Annotated in this window: 16 protein-coding genes; 6 read left to right on the forward strand and 10 right to left on the reverse strand. The window is 72.8% G+C overall.

Going from position 1 to position 20,675, the window contains the following annotated elements; translation table 11 throughout:
- Positions 1-66: 66 nt before the first annotated feature.
- From FQY79_RS03325 to FQY79_RS03335, 3 genes are read left to right on the forward strand one after another with little or no spacing between them, the layout of a single operon-like run.
- Positions 67-2,082 carry a bifunctional serine/threonine-protein kinase/formylglycine-generating enzyme family protein gene (locus tag FQY79_RS03325; RefSeq protein WP_146310707.1) on the forward strand — a complete coding sequence of 672 codons (2,016 nt, stop codon included), beginning with the start codon at positions 67-69 and terminating at the stop codon, positions 2,080-2,082.
- 27 nt (positions 2,083-2,109) lie between these two features.
- A complete protein-coding gene (locus FQY79_RS03330; protein WP_146310709.1) occupies positions 2,110-2,793 on the forward strand; it encodes a DUF502 domain-containing protein in 684 nt (227 codons plus the stop codon).
- Positions 2,790-3,566 (forward strand): queuosine precursor transporter, encoded by a 777-nt coding sequence (locus FQY79_RS03335; RefSeq protein ID WP_146310711.1) that lies wholly within the window; start codon positions 2,790-2,792, stop codon positions 3,564-3,566. Before FQY79_RS03330 ends, FQY79_RS03335 begins: the two co-directional genes overlap by 4 nt.
- Before the next feature lie 130 nt (positions 3,567-3,696).
- Here the strand turns inward: FQY79_RS03335 and FQY79_RS03340 are convergent, their stop codons facing one another.
- From FQY79_RS03340 to FQY79_RS03385, 10 genes are all read right to left on the reverse strand, one after another.
- Positions 3,697-6,249, reverse strand: coding sequence for a TonB-dependent receptor (locus FQY79_RS03340; protein WP_146310713.1), 2,553 nt, complete (start codon positions 6,247-6,249; stop codon positions 3,697-3,699).
- A gap of 191 nt (positions 6,250-6,440) precedes the next feature.
- Positions 6,441-7,556 (reverse strand): acyl-CoA dehydrogenase family protein, encoded by a 1,116-nt coding sequence (locus FQY79_RS03345; protein ID WP_146310715.1) that lies wholly within the window; start codon positions 7,554-7,556, stop codon positions 6,441-6,443.
- A 12-nt stretch (positions 7,557-7,568) separates the two neighbouring features.
- On the reverse strand, positions 7,569-8,732 hold the full coding sequence (locus FQY79_RS03350) for an acyl-CoA dehydrogenase family protein (RefSeq protein WP_146310717.1): 1,164 nt from the start codon (positions 8,730-8,732) through the stop codon (positions 7,569-7,571).
- 15 nt (positions 8,733-8,747) lie between these two features.
- The gene (locus FQY79_RS03355) at positions 8,748-9,653 is read right to left on the reverse strand and encodes an SDR family NAD(P)-dependent oxidoreductase (RefSeq protein ID WP_222434234.1); all 906 of its coding nucleotides are present in this window, start codon (positions 9,651-9,653) and stop codon (positions 8,748-8,750) included.
- 8 nt (positions 9,654-9,661) lie between these two features.
- On the reverse strand, positions 9,662-10,444 hold the full coding sequence (locus FQY79_RS03360; protein ID WP_146310719.1) for an SDR family oxidoreductase: 783 nt from the start codon (positions 10,442-10,444) through the stop codon (positions 9,662-9,664).
- Between the two features lie 11 nt (positions 10,445-10,455).
- Entirely contained in the window at positions 10,456-12,279 is a 1,824-nt protein-coding gene (locus tag FQY79_RS03365; protein WP_146310721.1) for an acyl-CoA dehydrogenase family protein, read from the reverse strand.
- A 4-nt stretch (positions 12,280-12,283) separates the two neighbouring features.
- Complete coding sequence (locus FQY79_RS03370) at positions 12,284-13,462, reverse strand: acetyl-CoA C-acyltransferase (RefSeq protein ID WP_146310723.1); 1,179 nt, start codon at positions 13,460-13,462, stop codon at positions 12,284-12,286.
- Between the two features lie 8 nt (positions 13,463-13,470).
- A complete protein-coding gene (locus tag FQY79_RS03375; protein ID WP_146310725.1) occupies positions 13,471-15,582 on the reverse strand; it encodes a 3-hydroxyacyl-CoA dehydrogenase NAD-binding domain-containing protein in 2,112 nt (703 codons plus the stop codon).
- Positions 15,583-15,621: 39 nt separating this feature from the next.
- Positions 15,622-16,674, reverse strand: a complete 1,053-nt coding sequence (locus FQY79_RS03380) for a phosphotransferase family protein (protein ID WP_146310727.1) — start codon at positions 16,672-16,674, stop codon at positions 15,622-15,624.
- Positions 16,671-17,405 carry a 2-phosphosulfolactate phosphatase gene (locus FQY79_RS03385; RefSeq protein WP_186759724.1) on the reverse strand — a complete coding sequence of 245 codons (735 nt, stop codon included), beginning with the start codon at positions 17,403-17,405 and terminating at the stop codon, positions 16,671-16,673. Before FQY79_RS03385 ends, FQY79_RS03380 begins: the two co-directional genes overlap by 4 nt.
- A gap of 193 nt (positions 17,406-17,598) precedes the next feature.
- Here FQY79_RS03385 and FQY79_RS03390 point away from each other — a divergent pair, with 193 nt between their 5' ends.
- Genes FQY79_RS03390 through FQY79_RS03400 form a run of 3 tightly spaced genes read left to right on the forward strand, consistent with a single transcriptional unit; the run spans position 17,599 to position 20,673 of the window.
- Entirely contained in the window at positions 17,599-18,828 is a 1,230-nt protein-coding gene (locus FQY79_RS03390; protein ID WP_146310731.1) for an acyl-CoA dehydrogenase family protein, read from the forward strand.
- A 1-nt stretch (position 18,829) separates the two neighbouring features.
- A complete protein-coding gene (locus FQY79_RS03395) occupies positions 18,830-19,657 on the forward strand; it encodes an IclR family transcriptional regulator (protein WP_146310733.1) in 828 nt (275 codons plus the stop codon).
- Between the two features lie 20 nt (positions 19,658-19,677).
- Entirely contained in the window at positions 19,678-20,673 is a 996-nt protein-coding gene (locus tag FQY79_RS03400) for an NADPH:quinone oxidoreductase family protein (RefSeq protein WP_146310735.1), read from the forward strand.
- Positions 20,674-20,675 lie beyond the last annotated feature (2 nt).

Consider the following 20,675-nt stretch of genomic DNA (forward strand, 5'->3'; position numbering starts at 1 on the left):
GACGCACGCGCCACTTCACCCGGGGCGGTCGCCGCTGTGTATGCTCCTGCTCGACAGGGGGAATCGATGACCGCACGGCCGAACCAGCCCGCGCCAGGACCGCTGCCCGAAGTGCCGGGACACCGCGTGCTGCGCGTCGTCGGCGAAGGCGGCATGTCGACCATCTACCTCGGCCTCCAGCTCTCGCTCGGTCGCGAGGTGGCGATCAAGGTGATGCGGCCCGAGGCGCTCGCCGACGAGGTCGGCCGGCGCCGGTTCGAGAACGAGGCCCGCACCATCGCCCGGCTCGAGCACCCGCATATCGTCGGCATCCACGAAGTGGGACGCACCGCCGACGGCCTGCCCTGGTACTCGATGCCCTGGCTGCCGCGCGGCCACGTCGGCCAGCGCGACCTCAGCGACGACCCCGGGCGCGTGCGCGAGGTCCTGCGCGCGCTGCTGTCGGCGCTGGCCTACGCCCACGCCCGCGGCGTGGTCCACCGCGACGTCAAGGCCGAGAACGTGCTGTTCGACGAAGCCGACCGGCCGCTGCTGGCCGACTTCGGCATCGCCCTGCGCCGCGGCCACGGCACCCGTGTCACGATGACCGGGCTGGCGGTGGGCAGCACCGCATACATGGCGCCGGAGCAGGCGCGCGGCGAGCAGGTCGACCCTCGCGCCGACCTCTACAGCGTCGGCGTGCTGGCCTGGGAAATGCTGGTCGGCGGACTGCCCTACCGCGCCGATGACGCGCTGTCGATGGCGATCCTGCATGCGCAGAGCCCGGTGCCGCGGCTGCCGCCGGCGCTGCGCCACTGGCAGCGGTTCTTCGACCGCGCGCTCGCGAAATCGCCACGCAAGCGCTTCGCCGACGCCGCGCAGATGCTCGAGGCACTCGAGCGCATCCCGCTCGGAGGGCCGCGCCGCGTCGATCCGCGGCAGTGGTTGGCCGGGGTCGCCGCCGGCCTGCGCCGGGCACCGGCCACGGCCTGGGTCGCGCTGGGGCTGGTCGCCGCAGCCGCCCTCGGCCTGGGCCTGCAATGGAGCCGGTCGCCCGATGCCCCCGCCGCCGCGACCGCCGACGCTCCCGCGCCGGCCGGTGCGTCGCTGCCGCCGGCGGCGCTGGAGGCCCTCGAGGCACCGTCGATGCACGCGGCCGCACCGCTGTCGGCCGCCGACCGCTGGCTGGAGCAGGCGCGCGCGCAGCTGGGCGACGGGCGCCTGGTGCTGCCCCCGGGCGAGAACGCCAGCCACAGCGTGCTGCAGGCGATCCAGGCCGACCCGACCCATCCGCAGCTCGCCGCCACCGGCGCCGACGTGCTGCAGGCGCTGGGCGATGCGACCGCGCAGGCGATCGCCGGCGACCGCGACCCCGGCGCGCTGCTGCGGGCCGCGGGCCGCATCGTCGACGCCGGCGTGGCCGGGGACGCCGCGCACGCGGCCTGGCGTCGCCGCGTCGGCGCGGCGATGGAGCAGCGGATCGCGGCGGCGGCGGCGCGCGTCGATCGCGCCACCGCCCTGGCCGTGGTCGAGCAGGCACGCGCCGCACGCCTGCCCGAGGCAACGGTCCGGACGCTGCAGGCGCAGGCCGGCCGGATCCCGGACCTGCAGGGACGCGACCCGGGCGACCTCGAGGGCATGCAGGTCCTGGAAGGCACGGCGCGGCCGCTGGCCGCCTTCCTGCGCCCGGTCTCGCGCGCCGAATACGAACGGTTCGCCAATGCCACCGGCCGCACCGCCACCCGTTGCCGCGAACGCGCCTCGCTGCTGCGCATGGTGGCGCCGCGCGACTGGATGCGCCCGGGCTTCGAGCAGGGCCCGGGCGATCCGGTGGTATGCGTCTCGGTGGCCGACGCGGAGGCCTACGCCCAGTGGCTGGGCCGGCGCGACGGCCGCCGCTACCGCCTGCCGACCGTGGCCGAGGCGGCCCGCCTCCCGGCCGCGCCGGGCCGGCCGCTCTCGGAGTGGCGCGCAGACTGCGGCGCCGACTGCGACCAGCGCCGGGCCACCGGCGCCAGCTGGCGCAGCGAGGACAGCGCGCGGCTGCTCGAGGCCGGGCGCGGCTACGACGACGTGGCGTTCCGCCTGGTGCGCGAGTTGTAGCGCCGCCGGCCCGGTAAGATCCCCCGCATGTCCCCCGCCCCGACCCTGGCGCTGCGCCTGCAACGCCTGTTCCTGTCCGGACTGCTGACCCTGCTGCCGATCTGGCTGACCTGGGTGGTGGTCAAGTTCGTCTTCGTCCTGCTCTCGGACATCAGCCGGTCGTGGGTCGGCCCGGTGTCGCAGCGCATCGCCGCGCGGGCACCCGATACGCTGGGCTGGATCAACGCCGGCTCGGTGCAGGCCACCATCGGCATGGCCGCCACCCTGGTGCTGATCCTGGCGGTGGGCTGGCTGGCCCGGCGCGTGGTCGGCCAGCGCCTGCTGCGCTGGATCGAGGCGTTGGTCGAGCGCATCCCGCTGGCCAACATCATCTATTCGAGCGCGCGCAAGCTGCTCGACATCCTGCAGACCAAGCCCGACGGCACCCAGCGCGTGGTCCTGATCGACTTCCCCCACGACCAGATGAAGTCGGTGGGCTTCGTCACGCGCGTGATCCGCGAGCACGGGACGGGGCGGGAACTGGCCGCGGTGTACGTCCCGACCACGCCCAACCCCACCTCGGGCTACCTGGAGATCGTGCCGGTCGAGAAGATCACGCCCACCGACTGGACCGTCGACCAGGCGATGAGCTTCATCATCAGCGGCGGCGCGGTGGCGCCCGACTCCATTCCCTTCGCCCCGCCGCCGCAGGGGGAACCGCGCAACGGATGAACACGCCCCGCCCGCTCGACGACCGCGCCACCCGCCTGTTCATCGCGCTGGCGGCGTTCTTCTGTGTCAACGCGGTGCTGGCGGAATTCATCGGGGTCAAGATCTTCGCGCTCGAGGACACCCTCGGCATCGCCCCGCTGGAATGGAACCTGTTCGGCCAGGCCGGCTCGCTGAGCTTTACCGCGGGCACCCTGCTGTGGCCGGTGGTGTTCGTGTTCACCGACGTGATCAACGAGTACTTCGGCCGCCGCGGCGTGACCATGATCTCCTGGATCGCGGTGGCGCTGATCGTGTACGGATTCGTGTTCGCCTTCATCGCGATCGCCCTGGCGCCGGCCGGGTGGTGGGTGGAGGCCGCCCGGCCGCAGGGCGTGCCCGATTACCAGGCCGCGTTCGCCGCGGTGTTCGGCCAGGGGCTGTGGACGATCGCCGGCTCGGTGGTCGCGTTCCTGGTCGGCCAGCTGATCGACGTCTCCGTGTTCCACCGCATCCGGCGCGCCACCGGCGAACGCATGGTCTGGCTGCGCGCCACCGGCTCGACCGCGGTCTCGCAGCTGGTGGACAGCTTCGTGGTGATCTGGATCGCGTTCGTACTCGGTCCGCAGCAGTGGCCGACCTCGCTGTTCCTGGCGGTGAGCAGCGTCAACTACGCCTGGAAGATGCTGGCCGCGATCGCGCTGATCCCGCTGCTGTACCTGATGCGCCGCGCCATCGCGGCGTACCTGGGGCCGGAACGCGCGCGGGAACTGCGCGCGGCCGCGGCCGGCGCCTGAGCGGCCGTCCTCCGGCCGGACGCCACGCGCGGCAGAGGCGGCGCCGCGGCCCGGCGCCACCGCATCGGTAACGGGCGCCGGGTGGGCGCGCGCGACACCCCTGGCGCGACGCACCCACCCGGACCCGGGCTCAGTACATGAGGCGCAGGGTCACGCCGTAGGTCCGCGGCGCGCCGAGGAACGCGTTCCAGGAACCGGTCTGGATCGGCGCGTCGAAGCCCACCTGGCTGTAGGTTTCGTCGGTGAGGTTGCGGCCCCACAGCTCCACCGCCCAGCGCCGGTCGCGCGATCCGAGCACCACCCGCGCGTCGACCACGGTGTAGGCGTCCTGCAGCTTCTGCGGGTCGAGGTCGGAGCCGGTGTTGTGCTCGCCGGTATAGCGCGCGCCGAGGTACACGCGCGCCAGCATGCGGTCGGCGAAGTCCCACTCGTAGGTCAGCGACGCGTTGGCCTGCCAGCGCGGCATGAAGCCCGGGGTGGCGCCGGGCAGCAGCACCAGGTCGGCGTCGGGCAGCAGGTCGTCGCCGAACTGCGCGTCGAGCCAGGTCGCGCCGCCCTGCACCGACAGGCCGTCGACCGGCGTCTGCCACATCAGGTCGAGGTCCAGGCCGCGGCTCTTGAGCTCCGGGATCGAGCGCACCACGTAGCTGGTGCCGAGGAAGCTGTTGAGCTGGAAGTCGGTGAAGGTCTGCTGGAACAGCGAGGCGTTGAGCAGGAGGTTGCCGCCGGCCAGGGTCGACTTCAGGCCCAGCTCGTAGCTGTCGACGAACTCGCCGGGGAACGAGGTGTCGTCGACCGGGGTGATACCCGCACCACCCGACGACAGGCCGTTGGACGACTGCACGCGGTCGAGGTTGAAGCCGCCGGCCTTGTAGCCGCGCGCCGCCGACACGTAGGTCATCAGCGCCTCGCTCCAGCGGTAGGACACCCGCAGCGACCCGGACCATTCCTTCTCGTCGCGCTCCTGCCAGGTGTCGCGGCCGTGGTGCATCACGTTGCTCCACGGCAGGCACATGTAGCCGATCACCGTCGGCACCAGGTCGGCGATGTAGGGCCCCGGCACGCCGCGGCCGGCCAGCGCCGCCCCGACCTGGGCCGGGTTGAGCAGGCCGTTGGCGCAGCCGATGCCGCCGTTGGGGTTGCTCAGCTGCGAACGCAGCTGCTTGCGCTCGTCGGTGTAGCGCGCGCCGATGGTGACGTCGAGCGCGTCGGTGGCGTGCCAGACGTTGTTGGTGAACAGCGCCATGCTGCGCGCGTTCTGCTCGAAATGGTCGTGGCTGCCGCCGCCGACGAAGGTGGTGCCGTAGGGCCGCCCGGCCGCCTGGGACAGGAACAGGAACGGGTTGCTGGTATCCACCAGCCCCGGCGGGAACGCCGCGGCGATGTTGCTCAGCAGCGCGATCGACAGGTAGGGCTCGTAGGCGCTGCCCATGGTGATGCTGTCGTTGCGCACCAGGTCCTCGTCCGCGTAGAAGGCGCCCACCATCCAGTCCACCTTGTCGGTCGAGCCGGTCAGGCGCAGCTCCTGGCTGAAGGTCTCGAAGCCGACGTCGTTCTCGCCGGCGCCGTAGTGGCGGACCCAGATCGGCGCCGTGGTGAAGTCGAGGTCGCCGGAGTTGAGGTTGATCCAGTCGCGCATCGCGGTGATCGAGGTCAGGGTGGCCTCGCCCAGCCACGGCGTGTCCCAGTCGACCTGTACCGACCAGCCCTTGTCCTCCACCGACTGGCGGGTGATGTCGTTGCTGTAGGCCAGGCGCCGCGAGGGATCCGGAACCGGGATGACGCCCTCGCCCCCGGCCAGCGCGTCGACGATGTCCGCGGTCGGTCCGCGCGTCGTGGTCACCGAGGCGCAGCATTCCTCGCTGCGGCTGGCGTAGTCGGCGATCATGCGGATGCGCAGGCCGTCGGTCGGCTCGAGCAGCAGCTGGCCGCGCAGGCCGTGGAAGTCGAGGTTGTTGTCCTCGCGGCTGGTGCGCGGCCCGGCGCCGGTCTCGACGTCGAGGAAGCCGTCGCGCCAGCGCTTGACGCCGTAAAGGCTGAAGGCGGCGGTGTCGCTGAGCGCGTCGTTGTAGCTGGCCGCGACGCCGAACAGGCCGTAGTTGCCGGCGGTGACCTCGGCTTCGACGCTCTGGTTGTAGGACGGCGCCCGGGTGACCACGTTGACCAGCCCGGCCGAGGTGTTCTTGCCGAACACCGTGCCTTGCGGCCCCTTGAGTACTTCCACCCGCTCGACCGGGCCGAGGTCGCCGAAGCCGACGCCGTTGCGCGGCCGGTAGACGCCGTCGATCACCACGCCCACCGACGATTCCAGGCCCGGGTTGTCGCCGACCGTGCCGATGCCGCGCAGCCGCACCGTGGTCTGGCTTTCCGACGCGGTGCTGGTGACGCTCATTCCCGAGACCAGGTGCTGGAGTTCCTTGATGTCGCGCGCGCCCGCGTCCTGCAGCAGCTGCTCGGACAGCACGCTCAGGGTGATCGGCACATCCTGCAGCGCCTCCTCGCGCTTCTGCGCGGTGACGATCAGGGTGTCGAGCGTGGCCGCCCGCTCGCCGGATGCGGGTGGCGGGGCCTGGCCGCCGTCCTCCTGCAGGGCGTCGTCCGCGAGCGCGGTCGTGGCGAAACCGCACAGCGCGAGCGCCACCGAGGCGGCGAGCAAGTTGCGATGGATCGTGTTGCCGTTCATGGGTCTACCCTCCCGTAATCCTGCGTTGGGCCCTCGTCGGCCGTCGCCCCCTGCGACGGCCCGGAAGCCTCGAATGTGCACCTGTCCTGCGTGTCGCTCCTTCCTCCCGCGTCCCCTGCATACTCCCCTCCCTTTCGCTGGCCGCCCGTCCGCCGCCGCATGCGCGCGACGCCGGGCCGCCGGTGTCCCGCCTACGCCGCCTCGACCCGCGCGAGCGCCTGCAGCGCGTGCAGGTGCTCGTCGGTCGTGCCCATGCGCAGCTCGAACGCCAGCAGCCGCCGGAAGCAGTGGCTGACGTCGAGCTCGTCGGTCATGCCCATGCCGCCGTGCAGCTGGACCGCCTCCTGGCCGACCCGGCGCGCCGCCTGGCCGACCACGACCTTGGCGCCCGAGACCGCCTCCCGGCGCGCGGCCGGATCGCCGCCCTCGCAGGCGGACGTGGCCAGGTAGGTCATCGAACGCGCCTGTTCGACCTGCATGTACATGTCGGCCATGCGGTGCTGCAGCGCCTGGAAGCGCCCGATCGGCGTGCCGAACTGGACCCGGTCGCGGGCGTACTGCACGGTCGTGGCCAGGGCGCGGTCGAGCACGCCCAGCGCATCGGCGCACAGCGCCGCGAGTCCCAGGTCGAGCGCCTCGTCGAGCGCCGCGGACGCCTCGCCGCCCAGCCGTGCGTCCGCCGGGAGGCGCAGGTCGAACTCGATATCGGCGGCGCGCTGGCCGTCGACCGTGCGCAGCGGCCGCAGCTGCACGCCCGCGGCCTCGCGCTCGACCAGGAACACGCCGGATCCGTCCTGCGTCCACGCGCTCACCAGCAACCAGCGCGCCATTGGCGCGTGGTACACGCGGGCCTTGCGTCCACGCAGGCGCCAGCCGTCGCCATCGGCCTCGGCAGTGGTGGCGCGCGGCTCGAACCAGCCGCCGTCCTCGTCGTGGGCCAGCACCGCGACCGCCTCGCCCGACGCCAGCGCCTCGAGCAGCGTCGCCCGCCGCTCGCCCTGCGCCAGCAGCGAGATCACGCGCGTGGCCAGCACCGCGCTGGAATGGAAGGGTTCCAGCAGCAGGCCGGCGCCCGTCGCCTGCGAGACCAGCATCGTGCCGACCGGTCCGGCGCCGATGCCTCCATCGGCCTCGTCGATGTCGAGCGCGAGCAGCCCCAGGTCGGCCAGCGCGCGCCAGGTGTCGGCCGACCAGCCTTCCTCGCCGGCGATGGTCTTCGCGCGGTGCTCGAGTGGGTAGTCGGACGCGAGATAGCGCCGGATCGAGTCCTGCAGCATCTGCTGTTCTTCGGTGAAGGAGAAATCCATCGTGTCGTTGCCTCAGAGTTGCAGGACCATCTGCGCGATGATGTTGCGCTGGATCTCGTTGGATCCGCCGTAGATGCTCAGCTTGCGCAGGTTCATGTACTGGCCGACGGCGCGCGGCACGTCCTCGCCGTCGCCCTCGTATTCCAGCGCGCGCGCGCCCAGCGCCTCGACCTGCAGTTCGGTGATGCGCTGCAGGATCTCGGTGCCGCGGATCTTGAGCATCGAGGCTTCCGGCCCCGGCGCCTGCTGGCGCGCCTCGGCGAAGATCACGCGCAGGTTGGTCACCTCCAGCGCGCGCAGCTCCAGCGCCACCTGGGCGATGCGCGCGGCGAACACGGGGTCCTCGGCCAGCGGCCGGCCGTCGCGCACGGCTTCGGCGGCCATGCGCCGCAGCCGCGCCAGCTCGCGCCGGCTGGCGCCGATGCCGGCGATGTTGGTGCGCTCGTGGCCGAGCAGGAACTTGGCGCAGGTCCAGCCCGCGTTCTCCTCGCCCACCAGGTTCCCGACCGGCACGCGCACGTTGTCGAAGAACACCTCGTTGACCTCGTACGTGCCGTCGAGCAGGCGCGTGGGCTGCAGGCGGATGCCGGGCGTGCGCATGTCGATCAGCAGGAAGCTGATGCCGCGCTGCGGCTTGGCGTCCGGGTCGGTGCGCACCAGGCAGAAGATCCAGTCGGCGTGCTGGCCGAGCGTGTTCCAGGCCTTCTGCCCGTTGACCACGTAGTGGTCGCCGTCGCGCTCGGCGCGGGTCTTGAGCGAGGCCAGGTCCGAGCCGCTGCCCGGCTCCGAGTAGCCCTGGCACCACCAGTGGCTGCCGTCGAGGATGCGCGGCAGGAAGCGCTGCTGCTGCTCCGGCGTGCCGTAGCGCATGATCACCGGCGCCACCATCTTCAGGCCGAACGGCAGCTGGATCGGCGCGTCGGCCGCGGCGCATTCGATCTCGAACAGGAACTGGCGGGTCTTGTCCCAGCCGGTGCCGCCGAACTCGCGCGGCCACATCACCGCGCCCCAGCCGTGCGCGTGCAGGATCTTCTGCCAGCGGCGGATGTCGTCGGCGACCTGGCTCTCGTCGCCGCGGCGCACGCGGCCCTGGATGTCGTCGGGGAGGTGGGCGGCGACGAAGGCGCGCACCTCGTCGCGGAATGCGAGTTCTTCGGGACTGAAGTTCAGGTCCATGGAGGCTCCGGTGGCTCAGGGCGCGTGCAGCGCGTCGAGGATCTGGCGCCGCAGCTGCGGCAGCGCGGCATAGGGATCGGGCGGCGGCGCGTGCGCGAGCAGGGCCTCGTGGCGCGCGCGCACGGCGTCGAGCGCCTGCGGGTGCGGCAGGATCCAGAAGCGGCGCTCGGCGATGGCCTCGAAGGTCAGCCGTGCGACGTCCGCGGCGGTGGTCCTGGCCGAGGACACCGCCTTGTCCACCAGCGCCTGGCCCACGGCGGCGGCGCGGGTGCGGGTGCGCACGGCACGCGGATCGCGGTTGCGGTCGGCCCTGGCGATCCCGGTGCCGACCCACGACGGGCACAGCACCGAGCAACCCACGCGGTCGCCGACCAGGGACAGGTCCTGGTACAACGTTTCCGACAGCGACACCACGGCGTGCTTGGCGACGTTGTACGGCCCGGTCAACGGCGGATCCACCAGCCCCGCGACCGAGGCGGTGTTGACCACGTGGCCGCGGTAGCCGGGATCGCCCGCCGCCGCCTCCAGCATGCGCGGGACGAAGGCGCGCACGCCGTGGATCGTGCCCCACAGGTTCACGCCGAGCACCCACTCCCAGTCCTGGACGCTGGCTTCCCAGACCATCCCGGTGGTGCCGACCCCGGCATTGTTGAACAGCAGGTGGACCGCGCCGAAGCGCGCCCAGGCGTCGTGCGCCAGGGTCTGCAGGGCGTGGCCATCGGCGACGTCCAGGCGTCGCTGCATCACCGTGGTGCCCCCGGCCTCGAGCGCGGCCGCGGTCTCGGCGAGCGCGTCGGCCTGCACGTCCACCAGCACCACCGCCATGCCGGCCCCGGCCGCCACCCGCGCGAACTCGCGGCCGAAGCCCGACCCGGCGCCGGTGATCACCGCCACCTTGCCGCGCAGGTCGCCCATGGCCATGGCCGCGCTCATACCGCCGTGTACCCGCCGTCGACGGCCAGCACCTGGCCGGTGATGTGCGCGCCGGCGTCGGAGGCGAACAGCAGCGCGGCGCCCTTGAGGTCGTCGTCGCCGCCGAGCCGGCGCAGCGGCGCGTGGCCCATCAGCGCGTCCTCGCCCAGAGCGCCGATCACCCCCTGGCTCATCTTCGAGGGGAAGAATCCGGGCGCGATGGCATTGACGGTGATGCCGCGGCCGCCCCACTCCGCCGCCAGCGCGCGGGTCAGGTTGACCACCGCGCCCTTGGACGCGTTGTAGGCGGCGGTCTTGAGCAGGGCGCCGGCGTTGCCGCGCAGGCCCGCGACCGAGGCGATGTTGACGATGCGCCCGCTGCCGCGCGGCAGCATGGCCCGCCGCGCCACCTGCTGCGACAGCGCGAACAGGGCGCGCACGTTGAGGTTGAACACCTTGTCCCAGGCCTCGAGCGGGTAGTCCTCGGCCGGCGCGCCCCAGGTCGCCCCGGCGTTGTTGACCAGCACGTCGATGCCACCGAACGCGGCCAGCGTCGCCTCGACCAGGGCCTCCGCCGCGCCGTCCCCGGCCAGGTCCACGGCGCTGGCCTCGGCCCGGATGCCGCGGCCGCGCAGGTGCGCCAGCGCCTCGTCAAGCTCGTGCCGCTTGCGCGCGGCGATCATCACCGCGGCGCCGAAGTCGCCCAGCGCCTCGGCGATCTGCAGTCCGAGGCCGCGCGAGCCGCCGGTGACGAGGGCGATGCGTCCGTCGAGATCGAACAGGTGGCGGTGGCCGGTCATGCTGCGCTCCCTCAGAACCATTCGTCGCGCATGGCCAGCGCGGTGTCGTCGTTGTCGGCCAGGCGGTCGAGCCACGCATCCACGCGCGGCAGCTCCCAGCGCATGAACCAGCGCGCCGCCTGGCGCTTGCCGCGGGCGAAGCCGTCGTCGCGGCCGCCCAGCGCCAGCACCTGGTCCAGCCACACCCAGGCCACGGTGACGTGGCCGAAGGCCTCGAGGTAGGCACTGGCATTGGCCAGGCGCGCGACCGGGTCATCGACCCGCAGCAGCGCAGCGGTGACCTCGCGCAGCCGCGCCAGGCGCGCTGCCAGCGCGTCCGCCAGCTCCGCGCAGCCACCGCCGGCGGCGCGCGACAGCGTGGCCTCGACCATCCGCACGTAGGCCTCGAACGCAGCGCCGTCGTGCATCGCGACCTTGCGCCCCAGCAGGTCGATGCCCTGGATGCCGTGGGTGCCTTCGTGGATGGCATTGAGCCGGTTGTCGCGCCACAACTGCTCGACGCGGTAGTCGCGGGTGTAGCCGTAGCCCCCATGCACCTGGATGGCGAGGTCGTTGCCGGCCAGGCACCACTGCGAGGGCCAGCTCTTCACCACCGGGGTCAGGAGGTCGAGCAGGCGCTGCTTCGATGCGGCCGCTTCGCCGTCGCCCGCCTCGCGCGCGATGCGCTGCTCGTCGACCAGGCGCGCGCAGGCGAGCACGAGGCCCAGCCCGCCCTCGGCGTAGCACTTCTGCGCCAGCAGCATGCGCCGCACGTCGGCGTGCGCGACCAGCGGCACCTGCGGCTGCGACGCATCCTTGCCCGCCGGGCCCGGCAGCCGCCCCTGCGGCCGGTTGCGCGCGTAGTCGAGCGCGTGCAGGTAGGCCGTGTAGCCCAACGCAGCCGCGCCGAGCCCCACGCCGATGCGCGCCTCGTTCATCAGGTGGAACATGCAGGCCAGGCCGTCGCCCGGCTTGCCGACGAGGTAGCCCACCGCGCCGGCGCGGCCCTGCGGCCGGAACCTGCCCTCGCCGAAGTTGAGCGCGCAGTTGACCGTGGCCCGGTAGCCGAGCTTGTGGTTGATCCCGGCGAGGCTGACGTCGTTGCGCTCTCCGCCCTCGTCCGCGGTCAGCGTGCGCGGCACGATGAACAGCGAGATGCCGCGGGTGCCCTGCGGCAGGCGCCCGTCCGCGTCCGGCACCTTGGCCAGCACCAGGTGGACGATGTTGCCGAGGATCGTGTGCTCGCCCCCGGAGATCCACATCTTGCGGCCGGACAGCCGGTACCGGGGCCCGAGCGGCGTGTCGCGCTCGTACTCGGCGCGGGTGGTGATGTCCGAGAGCGACGAACCGGCCTGCGGCTCGGACAGGCACATGGTGCCGGTCCATTCCCCGCGCAGCTGCGGCAGCGCGAACGCCTCCACCTGCGCCGGGCTTCCGTGGGCCAGCAGCAGCGAGGCATTGCCGGCGGTGAGCATCGGATAGGCGCAGGCGCCGATGTTCGCGGCCGACAGCCAGGCCTGCGCCGCCTTCTCCACCAGCACCGGCAGCTGCAGGCCGCCGACCGCGTCGTCCTGGGTGGCGGCGACCAGGCCGCTGGCCGCCAGCGCACGCACGGCTTCGACCACCGCGTCGGGCAGGCGCACCGCTTCGCCGTCGAACCCGGGCTCCTCGCGGTCGGAGAGCGCATGGCACGGCAGGAGCACGTCCCCGCCCAGCCGCTCACAGCTGTCGATCACCGCGTCGAAGGTCTCGCGCGAGTGCGCGGCGAAGCGCGGCGCCGACAGCAGCGACTCGGCGTGCAGCCAGTCGTAGAGCTGGAAGCACAGGTCCTCGCGCGAGAGCAGCAGGGCCGTCATCGGCTCAGGCCACCTCGAACAGGCCGGCCGCGCCCTGGCCGCCGCCGACGCACATGGTGACCACCACGTACTTCACGCCGCGCCGCCGGCCTTCGATCAGCGCATGGCCGACCAGGCGCGCGCCGCTGACGCCGTAGGGATGGCCGACCGCGATCGCGCCGCCGTTGACGTTGAGCCGCTCGTGCGGGATGCCGAGCCGGTCCATGCAGTACAGCACCTGCACGGCGAAGGCCTCGTTGAGTTCCCACAGGCCGATGTCCTCGACCGTGAGCCCGGCGCGCTGCAGCAGCTTGGGCACCGCGAACACCGGGCCGATGCCCATCTCGTCGGCCTCGCAGCCGGCGACCGCGTAGCCGCGGAAGATGCCCAGTGGGCGGATCCCGCGGCGCGCCGCCTCGGCGGCCGACATCAGCACGCTGGCCGAGGCGCCATCGGAAAACTGGCTGGCGTTGCCGGCCGAGATCACGCCGCCGGGCAGCGCCGTGCGGATCTTCGACACGCCTTCATAGGTGGTGTCGGCGCGCACGCCCTCGTCGGCCGAGAGCGTGACCTCGCGCGTGCCCATCGCCCTGGTCGCCGGGTCCACCACCGCCTGGCGCACGGTGATCGGCACGATCTCCTCGTCGAACAGCCCGGCGGCCTGCGCGGCGGCGGCACGCCGCTGGCTTTCCACCCCGTAGCGGTCCTGGCGCTCGCGGTCGATGCCGTAGCGCCTGGCCACGTTCTCCGCGGTCTGCAGCATCGGCATGTAGATCGCCGGGTGGTGGCGGCGCATCCAGGTGTCTTCCAGCATGTGCTGGTTGATCGTGTTCTGCACCGTGGAGATGCACTCCACGCCGCCGGCCACGAACACGCCCGGCTCGCCGGCGACGATCCGCTGCGCCGTCTGCGCGATCGCCTGCAGGCCCGAGGCGCAGAAGCGGTTGACGGTCGCGCCGGGCACGCTGGACGGCAGGCCGGCGCGCAGCGCGATCTGGCGCGCGATGTTGCTGCCGGTAGCGCCCTCGGGCCAGGCGCAGCCCATGACCACGTCCTCGACCTCGGCCGGGTCCACTCCGGCGCGCTCGACCGCGTGGCGCACCACGTGTCCGCCCACGGTGGCGCCGTGGCTGAGGTTGAGCGCGCCCTTCCAGCTCTTGGCCAGGCCGGTGCGCGCGGTGGAGACGATGACGGCTTCGTTCATGGCGTGACTCATGCGGCGGCGGCGCGCGGGCGCGCGACCGGATCGTTGAAGGAACGGCCGGACCCGGCCAGCTCGACCAGCAGCGGCGCCGGCTCCCAGGTCTCGCCGCGATGGCCGCGGGCGTAACGGCGCATCGCCGCCAGCACGTTGTAGAGGCCCACCTGGTCGGCATGGAACATCGGCCCCCCGCGCCAGGCCGGGAAGCCGTAGCCGTAGAGGTAGACAACGTCAATGTCGGACGCGCGCGCGGCGATGCCCTCTTCGAGGATGCGCGCGCCTTCGTTGACCAGGGCGTAGACCAGGCGCTCGACGATCTCCCGGTCGGAGATCTCGCGGCGGGTGATCCCCAGCGCCTTCGACTGCTCGAGGATCATCGCCTCGACTTCGGCGGACGGATGCGGGGTGCGATCGCCGGGCTGGTAGTCGTACCAGCCCTTGCCGGTCTTCTGGCCGAAGCGGCCCATCTCGCACAGCAGGTCCGCGTTCTTCGCGTAGACCATGTCCGGCCGCTCGACGTAGCGGCGCTTGCGGATCGCCCAGGCGATGTCGTTGCCGGCCAGGTCGCCCATCCGGAACGGCCCCATGGCGAAGCCGAAGGCCTCCATCGCCCGGTCGACCTGCTGCGGCAGCGCACCCTCCTCGAGCAGGAAGGTCGCCTGGCGCGCGTACTGCTCGATCATGCGGTTGCCGATGAAGCCGTCGCACACGCCCGAGACCACGGCGGTCTTGCGGATGGTCTTCGCCACCGCCATGGCGGTGGCCAGCACGTCCCTGACCGTCTTCGCGCCGCGCACCACCTCGAGCAGGCGCATCACGTTCGCCGGGCTGAAGAAGTGCAGGCCGAGCACGTCCTGCGGGCGGCGGGTGAAGGCGGCGATGCGGTCGACGTCGAGCGAGGAGGTGTTGGTGGCGAGAATGGCGCCCTCCTTCGCGACCGCGTCGAGCTTCCCGAACACGGCCTGCTTGACCGCGTACTCCTCGTAGACGGCTTCGATCAGCAGGTCGGCGTCGGCCAGCGCGGCATAGTCGAGCGTGGGCGTGAGCAGGCCCATGCGCTGCTCGACCTGCGCGGCCGTGATCCGGCCCTTCTTCGCGCTGCCCTCGTAGTTGCGGCGGATGGCGGCGATGCCGCGGTCGAGCGCCTCCTGCGAGGTCTCCAGGATCGCCACCGGGATGCCGGCGTTGAGGAAGTTCATGGCGATGCCGCCGCCCATGGTGCCGGCGCCGACGATGCCCACACGCGCCACCGGGCGCGGCTTCACGTCCGGGCCGACGTCGTCGATCCGGCTGGCGGCGCGTTCGCCGAAGAAGGCGTGCCGCAGCGCGCGCGACTCGGGCGAGTTGATCAGCACGGTGAAACCCTCGCGCTCGACCGCGATGCCTTCCTCGAACGGGCGCAGCGAAGCGGCGACCGCATCCACGCAGCGCGGCGGCGCCGGGTAGTGCCTGGACGCCGCGGCCACGCCCATGCGCGCCCAGGCGAGGAAGGCCTGCGCGTCGTCGTGCTCGACCTGGCGGTCGCGCAGGCGTGGATGCGCGGCGCCGGCCGCGATCCGCCCGCGCAGCAGGGCGACCGCGGCCTCGACCGCGTCGCCCTCGACCAGTGCGTCGAACAGTCCGCTCCCGTCGAGCCGCTCGGCGGCCACCGGGACGCCGGACACGATCATGTTCAGCGCGGTTTCCAGCCCCACCGCGCGCGGCAGCCGCTGGGTGCCGCCGGCGCCGGGCAGGATGCCGATCTTGACCTCGGGCAGGCCGACCTCGGTGCCGCGGCGGGCCACGCGGTAGTGCGCGGCCAGCGCCAGCTCGAGCCCGCCGCCGAGCGCGGTGCCGTTGATGGCCGCGCAGACCGGCTTGGCGCTCGACTCCACCGCGGCGATCACGTCGTGCAGGTTGGGCGCCTGTTCGGCGCGCGGGGTGTTGAACTCCTTGATGTCGGCCCCGCCGGAGAAGAAGCGCCCGCCGCCGGTGACGACGACGCCGTGGATCGCGTCGTCGGCGTTGGCGGCGTCCAGCGCCTCGGCCAGGCCGCGGCGCACGTCCAGGCCGAGGCCGTTGACCGGCGGGTTGTCGAAGGTGACGACGGCGATGCCGTCGCGCAGTGTCGTGGTTACGGCCATGTCGTTGTCAGCACCGTGGCATGTGGAAAGGGGAAGGGTTCATGGCGTGGCTCCCGCGCGCAGGGCGAAGCCCCAGCCGAGCTCGGCGAGCATCGGCACCTGCGCGGCGAAGCGCGCCGCCTGTGGATCGGTCGCCATGCCGGCGCGCGCGCGCGCGCCGACGCCCTGCAGGATCGCGGCCAGGCGGAACAGGTTGTAGGCCAGGCAGAAGTCCCAGTGCTCGCCGGCGCGCAAGCCCGTGCGGCGCTCGTACTCGCGCACGTAGGACTGCTCGCCGGGGATCCCGAGCGCGTCGAGGTCGAGCCCGCCCAGCCCGGCGAGGAACCCGGGCACGATGTGCCAGGTCATCACGTGGTAGCCGAAGTCGGCCAGCGGGTGCCCGAGGGTGGACAGCTCCCAGTCCAGCACCGCCCGCAGCCGCGGCTCGCCGCGGGCGAAGACCAGGTTGTCGATGCGGAAGTCGCCGTGCACCAGCGCGACCGGCTCGTCGTCCTCGCGCGGCGCCGCGCCGGGCAGCCACGCGATCAGCTTCTCCATCGCCGGGATGTCGCCGTCGCGGCTGGCGAGGTACTGGCGCGTCCAGCGGTCGATCTGGCGCGCGAAGTACCGGCCGGGACGCCCGAAGTCGCGCAGCCCGAGCGCGTCGACGTCGAGCTGGTGCAGCGCCGCGATCGCAGCGAGCATCGCGTCGTAGCGGGCTGCGCGCCCTTGCGCGGGCAGCTCCGGCAACGCCGGATCGCGGAAGATCTCGCCATCGACGAAGTCCATGACGTAGAAGCCGGCGCCGACGATCGACTCGTCCTCGCACAGCACGTGCACCGCCGGCACCGGGACGGCACTGCCAGCCAGCGCCTGCTGGACGCGGAATTCCCGCTCGATCGCATGCGCCGACGGCAGCAGTAGCTCGCGCGGGCCGGGCCGCGCGCGCAGCACGCAGTCGCGCGCGGCCGTGCGCAGGCGCCAGCCCGGGTTGGAGCGGCCGCCGGCAAGGCGCTCGACCTGCAGCTCGCCGTCGAAACCGTCGAGATGGCCGCGCAGCCAGGCCTGCAGCCGCGCGACATTCGCCTCCACCGCGGGAAAGGCGCCGCTCATGCCTGCGCCCTCACCAGCACGCCGTCGCGCAGCACCGGCACCACGTCGCAGGTGTCGCAGGCGGCGGCATGCGCGATTTCCGCCTCCAGCCCCGCGCCGGCCACGATGCGCCCGACCCGCGACGTCGACAGCGCCCGGCCCGGGTCGATGCCCATGCTGGCGAACTCCGCCGCCAGCGCCGCGTCGGTGGGCGCGTAGTCGCCGGCGGCCCGCAGCGCACGCGCCAGATGGCCGGCGCCGATGAAGTCCTCGAGGCTGAACCGCCCCAGCGAGCCCGCGCACAGCAGCAGCACCGGCTGCCCCGGATGGCGCGCGACGACGTGCCGCGCCAGCGCGGTGGCATTGCCCAGCGCGCCTGCGTAAACGGCCGCGGCGCCGGCACACGCCGCGATGGCGCGGGTGCCATTGGTGGTGAGGTAGACCAGGTCCCCGCCGCGGACCAGGTGCAGGGCCAGCGCCAGCGGGGTGGCCGGCGCGTGCCCGGGCAGGGTACGCGCCATGTACTCGCCGGCGATGACGACGCCGGGGCGGCGCGCGGCCGCGGCACGCGCGTCGCCGTCGTCGCGCGCCGGATACACCGCGGCGGCGCCCGCGCCCAGCGCGTGCACGATGGTCGAGGTGGCGAACAGCACGTCGATCACGACCACGACCCGCCCCGCCAGCCGCGCCGGGTCGACATCCTCCCGGCGGACGAGCACATGAAGCGACGGCGCGGAGCTGGCGGTCGGCATCCCTTTTAATTCCGTATAATGGAACTTAATTCTGTATTTCGGAACCACTCTAGACGGGTGCGTACGCCCATGCAACAGCCGGAGATGCCGCATCGCAGCAAGGATCCACGTACGGACAGGCGGGTTGCGTCCTGCGGAAAGCACGCATAGGATCGATGCACTTTATGGAATATCGTTCCATCAGGCGAAACTTATGGACCTGACGCCCTCCCCCCGAAGCCGCGAACTCGAGCGCCGGCTGCACGACTTCCTGCAGCGCCGGGTGTGGCCGAACGAGGCGGCCTACGAGGAGGAGGCGGCCCGTGCCCGCGCCGCCGGCAATCCCTGGCAGCCGAGCACACTCATCGCCCGGCTCCAGGCAGAAGCCCGCGCCGAAGGCCTGTGGAACCTGTTCCTGCCCGACTCGCCGCGCGCCCCCGAGGGCCTGTCCAACCTCGACTACGCGCCGCTGTGCGAACTGATGGGACGGGTGCACTGGGCGCCCGAGGTGTTCAACTGCAGCGCGCCCGACACCGGCAACATGGAGGTGCTGGCCCGCTACGGCACCGAGGAGCAGCAGGCGCGCTGGCTCGACCCTCTCCTCGACGGCCGCATCCGCTCCGCCTTCCTGATGACCGAGCCGGACGTGGCCTCGTCCGACGCCACCAACCTCGAGTGCGCGATCCGGCGCGACGGCGACGACTACGTCATCAACGGGCGCAAGTGGTACGCCTCGGGCGCGGGCGATCCGCGCTGCGCGGTCTACATCGTCATGGGAATCTCCAACCCCGGCGCGGACCGCCACCACCGCCACTCGATGATCCTGGTCCCGGCCGACGCGCCCGGGATCACCGTCGAGCGCGCGATGGACGTGTACGGCTACGACGACGCGCCGCACGGGCACATGCAGGTCGCCCTGCAGGAGGTGCGCGTGCCGGCCTCGAACCTGCTGCTCGGCGAGGGCCGCGGCTTCGAGATCGCGCAGGGCCGCCTCGGCCCGGGCCGGATCCACCACTGCATGCGCGCGATCGGCGTGGGCGAGCGCGCGCTCGAGGCGATGTGCCGCCGGCTCGCGTCGCGGCGCGCGTTCGGGCGGGCGCTGGCCGAACACTCGGTCTGGCGCGAACGCATCGCGCGCTCGCGCTGCCTGCTCGACCAGGCGCGGCTGATGGTGATGCGCGCCGCGCGCATGATGGACACCGTGGGCAACAAGGCCGCGCGCACCGAGATCGCGATGATCAAGGTGATCGCGCCACAGGCGGTCGAACAGGTGATCGACTGGGCGGTGCAGGCGCACGGCGCCGCGGGCGTCAGCCAGGACAGCTTCCTCGCCAAGGCCTGGGCGCATACCCGCACCCTGCGCCTGGCCGACGGCCCGGACGAGGTGCACCACGAGACCATTGCCCGCCTCGAGCTGGGCAAGTACCGCGGGGAGGCGGCCTGACATGGGCAACCCAAGGCGCGATCCGAAGTCGCTGGCCCAGGCCGAGGGCGGCCCGCCGCTGGTCAACTCGGTGGTGCGCGCGTTCTCGATCCTGCGTTGCTTCGAACACGGCCGGGGGAACCCCGACGGCCGCTACCTCGGCAACCAGGACATCGCCCGGCGCACGAAGCTGCCCAAGGCCACCGTCTCGCGGCTCACCCAGACCCTGGCCGCCCTGGGCTACCTGGAGTACGCGCCGTCGCGCGAGAAGTACGCGCTCGGGCCCGCGGTGCTGGGCCTCGGCCACGCCTACATGGCCGGCCACGACGTGATCGACATCGCCCAGCCGCTGATGCAGGAACTGGCCGACTACACCCAGGCGGCGGTGATGCTCGCCGTGCCCGAGGGGCTGCGCATGCTGCTGCTCGAAGTCTGCCAGGGCGACGCGATGTTCAACCTGCGGCTGGAGAAGGGCGCGCGCGTGCCCCACGGCACCACCGCGCTGGGCCGCGCCGACCTCGCCGCGCGTCCGCGCGAGGTGTTCGAGCAACGCCTGGCCGAACTCGAGCGCACCGTGCCGCCCGAGGCATGGCCGAAGATCCGCGCCGGCATCGAGCGCGCGCGCAAGGACTACGAGACCTACGGCTTCGTGTTCTCGCTGGGCGACTGGAACCCGGACGTGTTCGCGGTGGGCGTGCCGATGGTCTCGGCCGACGGCACCCGCCATTTCGCCTTCAATATCAGCGGCCGGGTGTCGGTGATGACGCGCGAGAAGCTGGTGCAGGACTTCGGGCCCCGGCTGGTCGCGCTGCGCAACCGCGTGTACGAGGCCACCGAGGGACGTTTCTAGCAACGGGGAGGAAGCGGGACATGAGAGCCGTCGTCTGCGACGCATGGGGGCCACCCGAATCACTGCGCATCGGCGAACTGCCCCTGCCCGAACCGGGGCCCGGCCAGGTGCGGGTGCGCGTGCACGCGGCCGCGGCGAACTACCCGGATGCGCTGATGGTGGCCGGCAAGTACCAGTTCCGGCCCGAGCTGCCCTTCGCCCCGGGCCTGGAGTTCTCCGGCGTGGTGAGCGCGGTCGGCGACGGCGTGGACACGCTGCACCCCGGCGACAAGGTGGTCGGCACTGCCACCCACGGCGCCTTCGCCGAGGAAGTGGTGGCCGAGGCCGGCCATCTCGTGGCGCTGCCCGCCGACACCGGCGACGAAGCGCTGGCCGTGGCCGCCAGCTTCCTGCTCACCTACGGCACCTCCTGGCATGCGCTCAAGGACCGTGCGCAGGCGAAGGCCGGCGAGACCCTGCTGGTGCTCGGCGCCGGCGGCGGCGTCGGCCTGGCCGCGGTGGAGCTGGGCAAGCGCATGGGCCTGCGCGTGATCGCCGCGGCCTCCACCCAGGCCAAGCGCGAGGCGGCGCGCTCGCGCGGCGCCGACGCGACCGTCGACCCGGGCGCCGGGGACTTCCGCGACCAGGTGCGCGCACACGCCGGCAAGGCCGGCGTGGACATCGTCTACGACCCGGTGGGCGGCGCACTCACCGAGACCGCGCTGCGCACCCTGGCCTGGGGCGGCCGCCACCTCGTGGTCGGCTTCGCCGCGGGCGAGATCCCGAAAGTCCCGGCCAACCTGCTGCTGCTCAAGGGCACCGCGCTGCTGGGCGTGTTCTGGGGCGACTTCGTGCGGCGCGAACCCGCGGCCAGCGCCGCCAACACCCGCCAGCTGCTGCAGTGGCTGCGCGAAGGCGCGCTGCAGCCGCTGGTGTCGCGGCGCTATCCCCTCTCGCAGGCGCCGGCCGCGCTCTCCGCCCTGCTCTCCCGCGAGGCGGTGGGCAAGCTGCTGGTCCTGCCGCAGCTGGCCGACTGAGC

The organism is Luteimonas wenzhouensis, from assembly GCF_007859305.1.
In the GTDB taxonomy this organism is placed as follows: Bacteria; Pseudomonadota; Gammaproteobacteria; order Xanthomonadales; family Xanthomonadaceae; genus Luteimonas; species Luteimonas wenzhouensis.